The organism is uncultured Citricoccus sp., from assembly GCF_937871995.1.
Classification (GTDB): Bacteria; Actinomycetota; Actinomycetes; order Actinomycetales; family Micrococcaceae; genus Citricoccus.
In genome coordinates, this window is sequence record NZ_CALMQR010000062.1 from 18,545 (window position 1) to 33,683 (window position 15,139).

A 15,139-nucleotide genomic window follows, 5' to 3' on the forward strand; every position below is an offset into this window, starting at 1 on the left:
CGCGGGCAGTCGGACGTTGATGTCGAGTCCCTGCTGGGACGGGTCTTCGAGGCCGGCGCCGAGACGTACCGCCAGCGCGAATTCAGCCGCCGCGTCGGTCGCGGTGCCGGATCCGCCGGGTCCGTTCTGGGCCACGTCGGGACGCGATGGCATCGCCTAGCATGTTCACGGACAGGCGGCGGAGGCATGGTGCACTCGCCCGGGGAGGAAAGTCATGCCGGGAACCCAGTCACAGGGCGACAAGCCGCAGGGTGCGGCCGCGTCACTGTTGAATGGACTGGCGGTGTTGGAGGCCTTCTCCGCGACCCCGCGTCCGCTGCTCGGGGTCACGGAGATCTCCGAACTCGTCGGACTGCACAAGAGCACCGTGTCCCGGATGCTCGCCGGCCTGACGGAATCCGGTTATGTCCAGCGCGATGAGGACTCCGGGCGCTACCGTCTCGGCCTGGGGATGATCGGCCTGGCGGGTCCGCTGCTGGCCGAGCTCGACGTGCGCAGGGCGGCGGTGCCGCACCTGGAGGAGATGACCGAGGCCACTGACGAGACCGCCGCGATCGCCGTCTGGAACGGCACCAATGCGATCGTGGTCGAGCAGACGGCCAGTCCGCACCAGGTGAAGCACAGCGCCTCGATCGGCACGCGCTACAACAAGTTCGCCAGTTCGTCCGTCCGCGTGTTCCTGGCCGAACTGCCGCCGGAGGAGGTCGGCCGCCTGCTCTCGGGTGGCATCATCCAGCGGGACAGCTACCGGGGGCTCGACGACCCGGCCCATGAGCACCTGCGAACCGTCCGGGACCAGGGCTTCGCCGTCAATGACGGTGAGACCACCTTCGAGGAGTACGGCGTCTCCGCGCCCATCCGGGACTACCGAGGCCAGGCCGTCGGTTGCATCACCGCCAGTGCACCGCGGTCGCGGGTGCAGTTCAAGGCGAGCCAGCCCCTCCTGCGGGACGCCGTGCTGCGGGCCGCCGAGCGGGTCTCCGCGCGCCTGGGCAGCAGGTGACCGGCCCGTGACGGTGAGAGGCCGCCGCGTCGCAGGTCCCGGCCTGCGGCGCGGCGGCCTCGTCGGGTTCGAGCGGTCGGTGGTCAGGAGCCTGTTGCCACCGGGTCGTCATGGAAGCGACGCAGGGGACGCCCGGCGGTCTCCCTGATGAAGGCCGAGACCACGATGAGGGACACGGCGGCCACGATGGAGACGTAGATGGCGGGCGCGAGGGAGTTGCCGGTGGACGCCACCAGCCACGTGGCGAGGTAGGGGGCGGTGCCGCCGAACACGGCGTAGGTGATGTTGTAGCTCATCCCGGACGCCGTGTACCGCACGTCCGTGGAGAACATCTCCGAGATCAGCACGGAGGTCACCACGTTGGCCGTGACGGCGCCGGTCGCGATGAGCAACTGGCTGGCCACGGCACTGCCGAGGGTGCCCATCTCTGCCAGCATGTACGCCGGGATCGTCAGGACGACGAGCAGCGTTGCGGCCAGCTGCATGGTGCGCCGGCGTCCGAGCCGGTCCGAGACGCGGCCCATCACCGGGGACAGGGCCGTGGCGAAGAGGAGGGAGATGAGGCTGGAGAGCAGGGCGAGGTGCTGGGGCAGGCCGACCACCTGGGTCAGGAACGTGGCCATGTAGGTGGAGAAGATGTAGAAGGACAGGGCGGTCAGCATGACGAACCCGCCCAGCTTGAGCATCTGCGGCCACTGCGTGCGCATGACCTGACCGAGGGTCGGTGTCGGGCGGTGGGCCGATTCCTCCACCATGGCCTGGAACTCGGGGGACTCGTGAAGCTTGGAACGGATGTAGAAGGCGATCAGGCCCATCGGGATGGACAGCAGGAACAGGATCCTCCATCCCCAGTCGCCCATCGCGGAGGGCGGGAGCACGGTGCTGAGCAGTGCGCCCAGCCCCGCGGCGAGGGCGAACGACACGAAGGTGGCCGCGGACATGGCGCTGGAATAACGGTTCCGCTGGCGGTCCGGGCTGTGCTCGACCACGTAGATGGTGGCGCCGGCGTACTCTCCGCCGGCGGAGAGGCCCTGGACGCAGCGGGCCACCGCGAGCAGGACGGCGGCCCAGATGCCGATCGCCTCCTGGCCGGGGATGAGGCCGATGGCCGCCGTGGACCCGGACATCAACAGGACGGTCAGGACGAGGATCTTCTTGCGGCCCAGCCTGTCACCCAGCCGGCCGAAGATGATCCCGCCGAGGGGGCGTAGGGCGAAGGCCACGGCGAAGACCGCGAAGGTCTCCAGCAGGCCGATCACCGGGTCGGTGGAGTTGAAGAAGGTCGCCGCGATGTGGGTGGCCATATAGCCGTAGATCGCGAAGTCGAACCACTCGACGACCGTGCCCGCGAAGGATGCGCTCACGACCTTGCGCAGGTGCGCGGGGCTGACCTTCTCGAGAGCGTCCGGGGGCCCGGCTGCGGAGTCGGTGGCGTGGGTGGGGGCGTTCGGGGCTCTCATGACGGGGTCCTTGTCTCTGGAGGTGGGTCCGGTCGCGCACCGTGCGCGGAGAGTGATCTGGATCACCAGGAGTTGCTAGGTGAGCAATCTAGTTACGAACATTGCAACGCGCAATGGATGGTCGAAGGCTAATCGCGGTCTGTGTCCGTCCTGTTTCACGGTGATGTCCAGCGAGAGGCGCTATTGCCGAGGGCGTGCAGGACGAGGTGAGCTGCGTGCCCGGGCCTGCGTTCTTGAAGCAGTCGGTCCAAGAAGAAACTGCCTTCCCGGACCTCTGGTGCTGGACCAATCCATGGGTTACAGTACCTACCACAGCAACCCAGTTGCTCGTCTAGCAACAACCATCCGTGAGACTGGAGAGAACCATGACCATCACGTCCAACGACATCGAAGCCCGTCTTGCAGCAGTGCTGGAGGAGGCGTTCGAGGCCGGCACGAGTATCTACAACGACCGCGGCTTCAAGCGCCGGATCGGCTACGGCAACCGTCCCGCCGTGATCCACATCGACCTGGCGAACGCCTGGACCCGCCCGGGCCACCCGTTCAGCTGCCCGGGCATGGAGGAGATCATCCCCAATGTCCAGCGGATCAACGAGGCCGCCCGCGCCAAGGGGGTCCCGGTCTTCTACACCACGAACGTGTACCGCAACCGCGACGCCACCTCCGGCACGAACGACATGGGCCTGTGGTACTCGAAGATCCCCGTGGAGACCCTGCCGGCCGATTCCTACTGGGCTCAGATCGACGACCGCATCGCACCCGCGGACGGCGAGGTCGTGATCGAGAAGAACCGCGCCTCGGCGTTCCCGGGGACGAACCTCGAGCTCTTCCTGACCTCCAACCGCATCGACACCCTGATCGTCACCGGTGCGACCGCCGCCGGGTGCGTGCGCCACACCGTCGAGGACGCGATCGCCAAGGGTTTCCGCCCGATCATCCCCCGGGAGACCATCGGCGACCGGGTCCCGGGCGTGGTGCAGTGGAACCTCTACGACATCGACAACAAGTTCGGAGACGTGGAGTCCACGGACTCGGTGGTGGAGTACCTGAACAAGCTTCCGCAGTTCGAGGACACGGTCCCGAAGACCCTCTCGGATCCCCAGCCCGAGGTCGAGGCCCCCGCGGACCCGGCCTGAGCCCCACCCGCCGTGGAAGTCCTGCGGCCCGGCGTTCCCGGGCCGCGCCGATGACAGTCCGGTACCCCTCAGTGGGTGCCGGACTGTCGCATGTGTCCGGGCAAGATGATGCCGGGCGCGAAGGTCCCCGGGTAGGAAGGTCCCTGGTTTCCGCTCACGGTGGCGGGCGCACCCGGTTGCACGGGGTGTCCTCCGGTGCAGGGCCGGCACCGCCTCCGGGTTGCGCGGAGTCGACCGGTGAGCGCGTCGTGCCGGTCGATGGTCCGGCGGGTGATGCCCCCGGGCGGGGAGCATGTCAGCTGACGGGGGCCCCGAGGCGCTGCGAGACACGCCGGGCTGCAGTGGTGCAGGCCCGGGTCAGCTGCGGCAGGGCGGATTCCGGGACCCGGTAGCGCGGGGCCGCCACCAGGATGGTGGCAACGACCTCGCCCCGGTGGTCGAACACGGGGGCCGCGACGCCGACCTCATCATCGGAGGTCTCGCCGTAGTTCACCGCGTACCCGTTGCGGCGGACGTCCGCGAGGCGCTCCAGGTACTGGTCCGGGGTGATGTGGCCGTCGAGCCGGATGGGGCAGTCGTCCAGGAGCTGGCGAACGTGGTCAGGGTCCATGTGGGCCAGGGGCACCTGGACGCTGGCGCTCAGGCCGGTGCTGTAGCGGCTTCCCATGGCCGAGGTGTGCTTGATCTTCTGGGGGCTGGGGACCTGCTCGACGGTCACGGCCGCGGAGCCGTCCCAGATGGCCAGCGCCACCGTCTCCTCGGTGACCTCCCGCAGGGTCTGCAGGTCCTCCATGGCGACCCGGCGGACGTCCAGGTTGGCGAGCAGGGGGCCGGCGACGGCGATCAGTCCCAGGCCCAGCCGGTACTTCCGTGACGCCTCGTCACGCTCGACCACGTGCTCCTGTTCGAGGGTGGCGAGGATGCGGGACACGCTGGACTTGTGGAGGCCGACCTGGGCGGCGATCTCCGTCACGCCCTGCAGTGGCTCGTCCGACGTGAAGCAGCGGATGACCTGCAGGACGTTGACGATGACGGAGGCGCCGCGGGCCCCGTTCTCGGAGGCGGACGTGGCGGACGGGGCGTCGGATGCGGGGGTCATGTCATTCCTCGGATCGGGTGACGGGGTGCGGGTCGGGGGCGGGGTGGGCGGATGCGCAGAGGGGGTGGCCGGCCCGGAAGTTCCTCCGGGCCGGCCACCCCCTCATGGAGAGCGGATCCTCGTACGGGTCAGGCGTCGATGATGTTGTGCTCCGGGCCGAAGCCGAACTTGGTGATGTTCTCGGCGCCGTCCTCGCCGACCACCAGGATGTCATGCTCGCGGTAGCCACCGGCCCCGGGCTCGCCGTCCATCACGGTGATCATCGGCTCCATCGAGACGACCATGCCCGGCTCCAGGACGGTCTCGATGTCCTCGCGCAGCTCCAGGCCGGCCTCGCGGCCGTAGTAGTGGGACAGCACACCGAAGGAGTGACCGTACCCGAAGGTGCGGTTCGGCAGCAGGCCGTAGCCGATGTAGATCTCGTTGAGCTCGGCGGCGATGTCCTTGCAGACGGCGCCGGGCTTGATGAGCTCGAGGCCGCGGCGGTGCACCTCGACGTTCACGTTCCACAGGTGCAGGCTGGCCTCGTCCGGCTCGCCGAGGAACAGGGTGCGCTCCAGGGCGGTGTAGTAGCCGGAGGTCATCGGGAAGCAGTTCAGGGACAGGATGTCGCCGCGCTGCAGCTTGCGGGTGGTGGCCCAGTTGTGGGCGCCGTCGGTGTTGATCCCGGACTGGAACCAGACCCAGGTGTCACGGACCTCGCGGTGGGGGAAGGTCCGGGCGATCTCGTGGGTCATGGCCTCGGTGCCGATCAGGGCGACCTCGTACTCGGTGATGCCCTCGCGGATGGCGGCCTTGATGGCCTCGCCGCCCAGGTCGCCGATGCGGGCGCCGTGCTTGATGACCTCGATCTCCTCGGCGGACTTGATCATGCGCTGGCGCATCGCGGGCACGGAGACGTCGGTCAGCTCGGCACCGGGGAACGCGTCCTGGATGCGCTGGCGGACCATCAGCGGCAGGGCGTCGTCCTCGACGCCGATGCGCTGCGCGGAGACGCCGGCGCGGCGCAGGGCCTCCTGCAGGCCGTAGTAGAAGTTGTCGCGCTTCCAGTCGGTGTAGACGATGTTGTCGCCGTAGCTGGTGCGCCACGGCATGCCGGCGTCGATGTTGGCGGTGACCGTGACCGACTCGTTCTGGGTCACGACCAGGGCGTAGTTGCGGCCGAAGGTGGTGTAGAGGAAGTCGGAGTAGTACTTGATGCCGTGGTAGCTGGTGAGGATCGCGGCGTCCATGCCCTGTTCGGCCATGATCTGGCGCAGGCCGGTCAGGCGGCGCTCGAACTCGGCGTCGGAGAAGGTCAGCTGCTGCTTCTCTCCGTTGTGCAGGGTCTTCAGTCGCTCCAGCTCGGAGACGGAGTTCACGGCGTTCGAGGTGGTCGTCATGGGGATCTCCTTGGGTCAGGGGCCGCGGTGCGGCGGGATCCGTGGTTCTTCACGGTCTGATGGGGTCTTGCCGGTTGCATTGAATGCAACCCGGTTGCATTGATTGTGACCTGTGGTCCAGGTCACGTCAAGGGGTTGCGAGGACTTCTTTGTCCCGGGCCGGGGAGAGGCCGAGCTCGGCGGAGATCTCCTGGGAGAGATCGGCCACGACCTGGTCGAACAGCAGCTGTCCCTTGACGGCGTCAGAGCCGTCGGGAGCGGACAGGCAGCCCGTGGCGGGCGTGCGGCCGGGGACGACGGGAAGGCGGTCGAAGCGGGGCAGGTCCGCCGGCGGGTGGCTCACGGCCCGGCCCATGTCCACGAGCTCCGGCCGGAGGTGGAGCATGAGGGACGTCTCCAGGACGCCCCCGTGCTCGATGTCCCAGCCGGGGAAGCCGTCCGGGTACACCGCGCCCAGGGTCGTGTCCGAGACGAAGTCCCAGTACGACAGCAACAGCACGCATTGCTCCGCATCGGATCCCAGGCCGAGGTCCCGCAGGGCGAGGTCCACGCCCTCATAGAGGAACTGGTAGTTCTCGTAGTGTCCGTTGAGGATCACCAGGTTCTGGATGCCCTGGCCCAGGAATCCGGTCACGAGGTTCCGCGTCATGGCCACGAGGGCCTCCGCGTCCAGGCTGACGGTCCCGGGCAGGTGGTTGCCGCCGCCGGACTTCTGCTGCGACTTGTAGCCGTAGGTGAACGGCTCGGCGACCTTCGCGCCGGTCTGGCGGCCCACGGTCTCGGCGATCGTGGTGGACAGGGTCGCGTCGGTGCCCAGGGGCAGGTGTGGTCCGTGCTGTTCGAACGCGCCGGCCGGCAGGATCACCGTGGCGTGCCCGGAGGTGACCCAGTCCCGGTAGGTGTGGGCGTCCAGGTGCGCCAGGCGGACGGCACCGGAGGAGGTGGTGGTGATGGTCATGAGTGGGCGTCCCTTCCATTGGGGCGGGGGTGGTTGAGGTCCTGGGCGGGGACGTAGGTCCCGGGTCCGACGCCCCGCCGCGGGTCGGCGCGCGGGACGCCGTGCTCGTCGCAGTGCTCGTCCTCGGGCCGGTGTTCGGGGTCGTTGATGTCCTTCTCGAGCTGGCGCGTCTCGGCGTCCCGGGCCCGCAGGCGCCGGATGAGGTTGACGATCATCAGCACGATGACGAAGGAGAACGGGAAGCCGCCGATGATCGTGCCGGTCTGGACCGTGTCCACCGCGTCGACGCCGCCGATGGAGAGCAGCACCAGGGCCACCGTGGCGATGCTCGCCACGAGGATCACGCGGAACCACGGGCCGGACTTCTTCGGGGCGGAGACGAACTCGGCCAGCGCGTAGGTGCCGGAGTCGAGGCTGGTGACGTAGTACGTGGCCACGAGGACGGTGGCCACGATGATCAGCAGGGTGCCGATCCACGGGATCATCTCCAGCATGGAGAACAGAGCCGATGAGGTGTCCTCGGCGGCGTCGGCGGAGATCTGTCCGGACTCGTTGTCGTAATGGATGCCGGCCGAGCCGATGACGGCCACCCACACCATGACGATCAGCGAGGGGATGATCGTCACCCCGAGCACGAACTCGCGGATGGTGCGCCCGCGGGAGATGCGGGCGATGAACCCGGCGACGAAGGGGGAGAAGGCGATGACCCAGCACCAGATGAACACGGTCCACCAGCCGTTCCAGCTGTCCTGCCAGTCCGCGAGCGGGGCGCCGGAGGTCTCGGCGCCGGTCCAGAAGCTCATCGGCACGAAGTGGTAGAAGAAGGAGCCGAAGGTCTGGGACATGTTCGACAGGATGTAGACCGTCGGGCCGAAGACGAAGACGCCGACGACCAGCACGATGCTGAGGATCGAGTTGGCCTCACTGATCCGCTTCATCCCCTTGTTCACGCCCAGGAAGGCGGAGACGGCGGTCAGCCCGCCCAGGATCAGGATGATGACGGCCCAGGCCACGGGGCCGGCCTCGAACGGCAGGACCTGGGTGGCCCCGGAGGCGAACTGCATGGCCGCGAAGCCGAAGGAGGTGGCCAGGCCGAGGACGGTGGCGATGATGGCCAGCAGCTCCACCACGACGCCGGCCGGGCGCTGGACGCGCTTCGGCAGGATGTCCACGGTCGCCTCGCGGAACGTCAGGGTCTTGCCGAGGTTGTGGTGGGAGTACGCCAGGCAGACGGCCACGACGCAGTACATGGCCCAGGCGGTCAGGCCCCAGTGGAAGTAGGTCCAGACGATACCCCCCTCGCCGGGGTTGGCCCCGGTGGGGATGACCGGGGTCTCCTCGCGCAGGAGGATGGGCTCGGCCAGCGACCAGAAGATCAGGCCGATGCCCTGGCCGCACGCGAAGAGCATGGAGTACCAGGCGAACTTGCTGTGCTCGGGCCGGGCCTTGGGGCCGCCCAGCCGCACCCGGCCGATCCTGCTGACGCACAACCAGGCGCAGACGGCGACGGCGATCAGGGAGTAGGCCACGAACCACCACGTGAAACCGCCGGTGACGAAGGTCCGCAGCCTGTTGATCAGGTCGGCGGCACCCTCGGGGTTGGTGGTGACGGCCAGGACAGCGGCGATGATCAGCACCGGGGGGAGGATCATGATGATCGCCCGGTCCAGCGCAGGGATGACCCTGCCGCGGAACCGGGGGAGGTCGACCGTGCGCGGCCGGTCGGCCCCGTGGTGCTGTTCGGCCTGGTCGGGGGTCGTGGGAATCGGGTCGTCGACGCTGGTGGTCGTCTCTGTGGAGGAGTGGCGATGCTCGGACATGAGGCCCCTTGATCGGCCCGGCGCGAGACCGGGGGACGGTGGGTGGGTCGTGGCGCCTCGCCGGGGGCGTGGCGCTGTTGCACTTGAGGCAACTGAGTTGCATTGATCCTGACAGTGATGCGGATCACGGTCAAGGGGTGCACGCCGCCTTGAGGGCCCACGCTCAGGGGGGCGGGAGCGGTCACCGTGGGTGGGGGACGCGGTGCACACGCAGGCGGGCGGCCACCGCCGGTCGAAGGTCACCGGTCGATGGCCGCCCCCTGGGCGTTGCCCGCATCAGTCGCGGGTCACTCCGCTCACGGGACGGGGGCGGCGATCCGATCCGCGTCGGGCCGGTCGTCGGTGATCTCCGTGGTCGCGTCCACCGTGGCGTGCAGGAGGGGCTGCCGGTCCTGCGACGGGGCGGCGTCCGGGCCGGCGTCGCCGTCGGTGACTGCCATGGCGGCGTCCTGCCGCCGCGCGGCCTCCTCGTCGTCGATGTCCGCCTTCAGGCCGAGGGGGACGCCGGCGTCGATCCTGTCGCGGAAGCGCCGCAGGCCGAGGACGAAGTACAGGCCGGACGCGGTGACCGTGCCGGCCAGCCAGGAGAAGTCGACCCCTCCGACGGCGGCGGCGATGGGCCCCTGGAGGATGGGGAAGGAACCGTACATGCACATCCAGGTCATGATGATGCCGCCGGCGAAGGCGATCATCGCGGCCGGGTTGACGGCCTTGAGCACGGTGTTCTTCGGTGCCTGGAACAGGTAGGAGAAGTCCCGGTGGCGGCGCTCGAAGACGAAGTAGTGCACGGCCATGATGCCGCCCCACGTCGCGACCCAGGCGGCGATCGCGATGATCCAGTTGTGCAGCAGGTGGGCGAAGTCGGAGGCGAAGAGGAAGCCGATGACGGCGGACATCGACAGGCAGCCCACGATGATCGAGATCTTCTTGCGGGAGATGTTGATGTCCAGGGCCTGCACGGCCACGCCGAAGGTGTAGAGGTTGATGATGTTCGTGGCGATCGGCCCGTGGATGACGAGCAGGATCACGGGGACCGCCAGGACGCCGAAGCTGGAGACGATCAGCTCGCCGGGATCGGCGCTGCCGTTGCGGGTGGCGAGGCTGGCACCCAGCACGCCGAGCCAGACGACGGGGATGAACTGGCCGAGGACGCTGACCAGGTAGAGCTTCGACGGGCGGACGGTCTTGGAGACGAAGCGCGAGTAGTCCGGCGCGTAGGTGAACCAGCCGACGCCCCAGCCGATGCCGATGGCGGTCATGATGGAGGACATGGCGGCGATGCGGGGCATGCCCTCGAGCACCTCACCGGGCGGGCCCATGTAGGACCAGTCGATGTCCAGTTGCGTCCAGGCGACCACGGACATGGCGATCAGCACGAGGATGGTGGGCGGCATGGTCAGGCGCTCGAACTTGGAGATGGCCCCGTAGCCCCGGTAGCAGATGGCCACCTGGATCGCCATGATCAGTGCGGCCGTGCCGATCTTCCAGATCATGTTGGGCTGGGCCGGGTCCACCCAGCCGATCTGCCCGAGCATGGCCATGATGAGGTCGAGGATGACCCAGGTGTTGACCGCCGACCAGCCGATCGCGATGGTGGCCTGGATCGCCGCCGGGAGGTAGGCGCCCCGGCGCCCGAAGGCCCCGCGCGCCAGGAGCATCCCGGTGGCCCCGGTGCGCTGGCCGAGCAGGACGAAGAAGCCGAAGCCCAGCATGCCGATGACATTGCCGGCGATCAGGACGATCAGCGTGTCGGCCAGGCCCAGGCCCAACTGGATGCCGAGCGCGCCGAGGATCCAGTTGATGGGAGCGACGTTGGCGCCGGCCCAGATCCAGAACTGTCCGGACAGCTTCCGTGTCCGGTGCGCTTCCGGGATCGGCTGCAGGATCTCCTCGATGTCGCCGTGACCCTGGGACCCGTCTGCCGGGCCGGAGGTGGGAGTCGGCGTCAGGTCCTGGGACCTTGTCTGCACGCTCATATTTCGCTCGATTCAACGAAGGAAGGGGGAACGGTTCGAGCGTAGGGGTGATCCAGGTCACCTAGAATGGACAGTGTGTCTACTCCTTCGCCTGCCATCAGTGACGAAGTGTCGTCCCATTCCCTGCCCCTGCTCGGAGACCTCCTCCAGAACCCGGCCGTGACCGGGGCGGACCCGGTGGTTCGCCACGCCCCGCCGGGCGCGATGGCACGAGCCGTGCGCTGGGTGCATTCCAGCGAGGTGCTGGACATCGGCGGCCTGCTGCACGGGGGCGAGGTGCTGCTGACCGGTGGCACGGAGCTGCGCCGTCTGGACGGGGCCGGGCTCGCGGGGTACATGGCCTCCCTGTCGGCACGGGGCCTGGCCGCGTTGGTCGTGCAGACGGCCGGCTGGGAGCAGCGGGAGGTCGAGCCGCTGGTGACCGCCGCGACCGCGGCGGAGGTGGCGCTGATCGAATTCCGCCGGACCATCCCCTTCATCGACGTCACCGAGGCGGTCAACAGCGCCATCGTCACGCGCCACGCCCGTCGGCACACGCTGGTCGACGACCTCTCCCGGCGCATCGCCGAGCACATCTCCACGCGCGGGCCGGAACTGCCGCCCATCCTCGACCTGGTGGCCTCGGAACTGCGGGCCCGGGTCCGGCTCTTCGGGGTGCACCGGGGCGAGGACGATCTGATCGGGGAGGCCGGCACCACCGGCTCCGCGCCGGAGGGAACCGCGGAGGCGAACACCGCCGAGGCCGTCGTGATCGTCGCAGGCCATGTCGCCGCCCACCTCGTCATCGAGTCTGCCGTCGCCACCACCGACCTGCTGGAGGCGGCCGCCAACCGCCTCAGCGAGGTGTTGGCCCTGGCCCTGGCACCGACCTTCGGGCCGTCCGCCGACCAGCTGGCGGAGTCACGGTTGATGCTGGCGGTGCTGGAGGGGGCGCCCCGTGAGACGGTGCGCCGGCTCTGGGACGCCACCAGCCTTCCCCAGGGGCCGGCGTGCATGGTCTACGCCGTTCCCCTCGCACCCTCCACGGCCCACGAGGTCCTGCTGCGCCGGGTCGTGATCCGGGCCGCAGGATCGCCCTGGGCCCGGGGGCGGGCCCTGCTGGTCCCGCTGGGCGGGCAGGATGCACCCACTCGCCGTGCCGAGCTCTTCTCGTCGCTGGCCGACGCGCTGGGGACCCTCCCGGTGGTCTGTGCCGTGGGCCCGATCGTGTGGGAGGGCGCCGCTGCCGGCGAGTCCATGGCCGACGCCCTGGCACTCGTGGACGAGCACGCCGGCGGACCCGCCGTGATCGACTCCATGGAGTGGTTCGGCCGGCGGGTGCTGCGCCAGCTGGAGACCCTGGCATTCGTGGCCCGGCACGTGCAGTCGGCCCTGGGGAGGGTCATCTCCTGGGACGTCCGGAACGGGAGCAAGCTGGTGGAGACCCTGGCCTGCTGGCTGGACGCAGGATGCAACACCACGGTGGCGGCAGGCCGGATGCACGTGGAACGGCAGACGCTGCACAAGAGACTGTCCACGGCCTTCGAGCTCCTGGGCGGCGACCCGCGCCACGGCGGTGACCTGTGGTCCCTGCACGTGGCCGTGAAGGTGGTGGTGGCCGGCTCGACGGCCCCGGGGACCTAGGTCGCCCGGCCGGTACGACGACCCCCCGGAGGGCGCCGGACGCACCCGGGACGATACCCGGGCGCGACACCCGTCCAGACCTATCGCCGGCGGCATCGTTGTGGTTGGATCTGCTCGATCAGGCCCATACGCCATGGACCCTGACGGGACAACCCCACGGGAGGATCCCATGTCCCGCTCGACCCCGAGACCCCACCCCCCGCGCCGGGAAGGTGGCCCACGGTGAGTTCGCCACACCGGGAGGGCGCCGGGACGGAACCGTTCAACCGCAGGCTCGCGCTGCTGCTGGCGATGGCGATGTTCGTGCTCGTCGTCGACACCTCGATCATGAACGTGTCCATCTCCGCGGTGGTCCACGACATCGAGACGACCGTCAGCGGCCTGCAGTCGACGATCGCGCTCGAGGCGCTGGTGTCCGCGGCGTTCATCCTCATCGGCGGCAAGGTGGGTGACCTGATCGGCAGGAAGCGGGCCTACGTCATCGGGCTGGTCTTCTACGCGATCGGCGCCGTCGCGATGACCCTGGCCCAGGGCCTGCTCCCGATCATCGTCTTCTGGGCGGTGATCGGCGGCCTGGGGGCCTCGCTGCTGCTGCCCTCCATGCAGTCGCTGGTCCACGGCAACTTCGAGGGGGACGCCCAGAAGCGCGTCTATGCCCTGGTCGGCGCCTCGGCGGCGATCGCCGCAGCGGTCGGCCCGCTGCTGGGGGGCTTCATCACCACGTTCCTGTCCTGGCGGGTCGCCTTCCTGCTCGAGGCCCTCATCATCGCGGTCGTCCTGCTCGGCATCAAGGCCGTGCACGACGTCCCCTTCACGGGGCCCAGGACCCTGGACCTCTTCGGGTCGGTGCTGTCCATCGTGGGCATGGGCGGCATCGTGCTGGGGATCCTGGTCTGGCAGGAGGGCGGCGGTCCGGTCGGCGCGCTCCTGACGGTGGGGGCCGTCGGACTGGTCAGCCTGGTCTACTGGCTCAGGTCCCGCAAGCGCCACCACAGGCCGGCACTGCTGGACCCGGACCTGTTCCGCTCGGAGGGCTTCCGGTTCGGCGCCACGGGGCAGATGCTGCAGCAGGTCGCCCTCGGCGGCACCATGATCGTGCTGCCCATCTACCTGCAGATGGTCCTCGGGTACAACGCCCTGCTGTCCGGGTTGTCGATCGCGCCACTGTCCCTGACGATGTTCGCGGTCGCGATGCTCGCCGGGAAGTCCTCCAGGCTGCCCCGCCCGGCCGCCACCATCAGGTGGGGCTTCCTGCTCCTGGCCCTGGGACTGCTGGTGATCGTGCCCGTGGTGCCACGCGCCGATTCAGGATGGTGGCTGCTGCCTCCGCTGGTCATCGCGGGATGCGGTCTCGGGCTGTTGGTGTCCCAGCTCAACAACTACACCCTGTCGCCGATCTCCGACGAGCGGGTCAGCGAGGCGGCCAGTGTGAACTCCGCAGCCGGATCCTTCGGCCTGTCCTTCGGACTGGCCTTCGCCGGCGGCATCATGCTGGCGGCGCTGTCGATCATCTTCACCGGCATGGCGACGTCGAGCACCGTCCTGCCCCCGGAGGAGCAACAGCAGGTGGCCTACGTCCTCGAGAGCGACGCCCAGGTGATGAGCGACGCCCAGCTCGAGGAGCTCCTGGCCGGCCAGCCGCAGGAGTACGCCGACGAGATCATCCGCATCAATACCGACGCGCGCCCGATCGCCCTGCAGGTCGCCCTGCTCGTGCCGATCCTCGCCGGCCTGCTGGGACTGTTCAACGCGTTCCGCATGCAGCGCCTGCCGGATCCCGAGTCCACCGGCGGGGGAGGGGCCACGCTCCTGGGATGAGGATCGGGCCTAGAGTGCGGCGCGGACCATCTGCTCGAAATGGCCCACGTGGTCGGCGGCCAGTGACTCCGCGCCCTCCGCGTCACCGGCGAGAATGGCCCGGATCAGCCCACTGTGTTCCGTGATGTGCTCCTCGACGGCGGGGAGGCGGTCCAGGACCATGCACCAGATGCGGGTGGCGAGGTTGTCGAGGCGGGTCAGTGACTCCTGGAGATGGTGGTTGCCGGCCGCACGGTAGATGAGCCGGTGCACCTCGAGGTCGTACTCCATCAGCTCGCGCCGGGACCTGGTGCCGTCCAGTGCCTCGAGGCCCGCCGCGACATCCTGCAGCTCGGTCCGCACCTGGTCGTTGGTGTTCAGGGCCGCCTTGCGGGCCGCGAGGGGTTCGAGCAGCTGGCGCACCTCGGAGATCGCCGCCAGTTCCGTGATGTCCACCGCGGTGGCGAAGGTGCCCCGGCGGGGGAACGACGCCACGAGGTGGTCGATCTCGAGCCGCTTGAGCGCCTCGCGGACCGGCGTGCGGCCGAAGCCGAGCTCCTCGGCGAGCCGGGCCTCGTTGATCGGCTCTCCCGGGGCGATGTCCAGCATGATCAGCCGGTCCCGGATGGTCCGGTAGGCCTGTTCGGCCAGGGACAGGCCGCTGGGGGCGGTGTCGACCTGGGTGCTCATAAGGCTCCAATCCGTCATTTTCGCGAGAGGTCTTGACCTCGTGTGATCTCCATCATAGTCTGCGTTGCAGGTTGATATATCAGTTATCGACAATAGATCCACAAGAGCGAGGAGCAGACATGGCGCAGACCGCAGCGGCTACGCAGGTGCCGGTTGAGTTGACGTCGTCGTTGGCGGAGTTGGACCCGGAGATCG

Annotated in this window: 11 protein-coding genes; 4 read left to right on the top strand and 7 right to left on the bottom strand. The window is 69.0% G+C overall.

Annotated elements, in window-relative coordinates; genetic code table 11:
• The first annotated feature begins 214 nt into the window (after window positions 1-214).
• Complete coding sequence (locus tag Q0283_RS07090; protein WP_183530094.1) at window positions 215-1,003, top strand: IclR family transcriptional regulator; 789 nt, start codon at window positions 215-217, stop codon at window positions 1,001-1,003.
• Between the two features lie 83 nt (window positions 1,004-1,086).
• Here Q0283_RS07090 and Q0283_RS07095 read toward each other — a convergent pair whose 3' ends face one another.
• Window positions 1,087-2,463, bottom strand: a complete 1,377-nt coding sequence (locus Q0283_RS07095) for an MFS transporter (protein WP_183530096.1) — start codon at window positions 2,461-2,463, stop codon at window positions 1,087-1,089.
• Between the two features lie 365 nt (window positions 2,464-2,828).
• Here Q0283_RS07095 and Q0283_RS07100 point away from each other — a divergent pair, with 365 nt between their 5' ends.
• Window positions 2,829-3,599, top strand: coding sequence for an N-carbamoylsarcosine amidohydrolase (locus Q0283_RS07100; protein WP_183530098.1), 771 nt, complete (start codon window positions 2,829-2,831; stop codon window positions 3,597-3,599).
• A 295-nt stretch (window positions 3,600-3,894) separates the two neighbouring features.
• Here the strand turns inward: Q0283_RS07100 and Q0283_RS07105 are convergent, their stop codons facing one another.
• The 5 genes from Q0283_RS07105 to Q0283_RS07125 form a co-directional block, all read right to left on the bottom strand.
• Complete coding sequence (locus tag Q0283_RS07105) at window positions 3,895-4,698, bottom strand: IclR family transcriptional regulator (RefSeq protein WP_183530100.1); 804 nt, start codon at window positions 4,696-4,698, stop codon at window positions 3,895-3,897.
• Window positions 4,699-4,826: 128 nt separating this feature from the next.
• The gene (locus Q0283_RS07110) at window positions 4,827-6,080 is read right to left on the bottom strand and encodes an aminopeptidase P family protein (protein WP_183530102.1); all 1,254 of its coding nucleotides are present in this window, start codon (window positions 6,078-6,080) and stop codon (window positions 4,827-4,829) included.
• Between the two features lie 127 nt (window positions 6,081-6,207).
• Window positions 6,208-7,038: a creatininase gene (locus Q0283_RS07115; RefSeq protein ID WP_298044027.1), complete on the bottom strand. Its 831-nt coding sequence runs from the start codon at window positions 7,036-7,038 to the stop codon at window positions 6,208-6,210.
• Window positions 7,035-8,858, bottom strand: coding sequence for a BCCT family transporter (locus tag Q0283_RS07120; RefSeq protein ID WP_183530106.1), 1,824 nt, complete (start codon window positions 8,856-8,858; stop codon window positions 7,035-7,037). The genes Q0283_RS07115 and Q0283_RS07120 overlap by 4 nt, the downstream gene beginning before the upstream one ends.
• Before the next feature lie 296 nt (window positions 8,859-9,154).
• Window positions 9,155-10,834, bottom strand: a complete 1,680-nt coding sequence (locus Q0283_RS07125) for a cytosine permease (protein ID WP_183530107.1) — start codon at window positions 10,832-10,834, stop codon at window positions 9,155-9,157.
• Between the two features lie 108 nt (window positions 10,835-10,942).
• Here Q0283_RS07125 and Q0283_RS07130 point away from each other — a divergent pair, with 108 nt between their 5' ends.
• Both Q0283_RS07130 and Q0283_RS07135 read left to right on the top strand, forming a co-directional pair.
• The gene (locus Q0283_RS07130; RefSeq protein WP_298044028.1) at window positions 10,943-12,457 is read left to right on the top strand and encodes a PucR family transcriptional regulator; all 1,515 of its coding nucleotides are present in this window, start codon (window positions 10,943-10,945) and stop codon (window positions 12,455-12,457) included.
• A gap of 291 nt (window positions 12,458-12,748) precedes the next feature.
• Entirely contained in the window at window positions 12,749-14,275 is a 1,527-nt protein-coding gene (locus Q0283_RS07135; RefSeq protein ID WP_183530141.1) for an MFS transporter, read from the top strand.
• A gap of 9 nt (window positions 14,276-14,284) precedes the next feature.
• Here Q0283_RS07135 and Q0283_RS07140 read toward each other — a convergent pair whose 3' ends face one another.
• Window positions 14,285-14,944 (bottom strand): GntR family transcriptional regulator, encoded by a 660-nt coding sequence (locus tag Q0283_RS07140; RefSeq protein WP_183530111.1) that lies wholly within the window; start codon window positions 14,942-14,944, stop codon window positions 14,285-14,287.
• Window positions 14,945-15,139 lie beyond the last annotated feature (195 nt).

Bases quoted from the DNA above. Each gene is read 5' to 3' on its own strand.
- Q0283_RS07090 (WP_183530094.1), top strand. From the start codon at position 215: ATGCCGGGAACCCAGTCACAGGGCGACAAGCCGCAGGGTGCGGCCGCG.
- Q0283_RS07095 (WP_183530096.1), bottom strand. From the start codon at position 2,463: ATGAGAGCCCCGAACGCCCCCACCCACGCCACCGACTCCGCAGCCGGG.
- Q0283_RS07100 (WP_183530098.1), top strand. From the start codon at position 2,829: ATGACCATCACGTCCAACGACATCGAAGCCCGTCTTGCAGCAGTGCTG.
- Q0283_RS07105 (WP_183530100.1), bottom strand. From the start codon at position 4,698: ATGACCCCCGCATCCGACGCCCCGTCCGCCACGTCCGCCTCCGAGAAC.
- Q0283_RS07110 (WP_183530102.1), bottom strand. From the start codon at position 6,080: ATGACGACCACCTCGAACGCCGTGAACTCCGTCTCCGAGCTGGAGCGA.
- Q0283_RS07115 (WP_298044027.1), bottom strand. From the start codon at position 7,038: ATGACCATCACCACCACCTCCTCCGGTGCCGTCCGCCTGGCGCACCTG.
- Q0283_RS07120 (WP_183530106.1), bottom strand. From the start codon at position 8,858: ATGTCCGAGCATCGCCACTCCTCCACAGAGACGACCACCAGCGTCGAC.
- Q0283_RS07125 (WP_183530107.1), bottom strand. From the start codon at position 10,834: ATGAGCGTGCAGACAAGGTCCCAGGACCTGACGCCGACTCCCACCTCC.
- Q0283_RS07135 (WP_183530141.1), top strand. From the start codon at position 12,749: ATGGCGATGTTCGTGCTCGTCGTCGACACCTCGATCATGAACGTGTCC.
- Q0283_RS07140 (WP_183530111.1), bottom strand. From the start codon at position 14,944: ATGAGCACCCAGGTCGACACCGCCCCCAGCGGCCTGTCCCTGGCCGAA.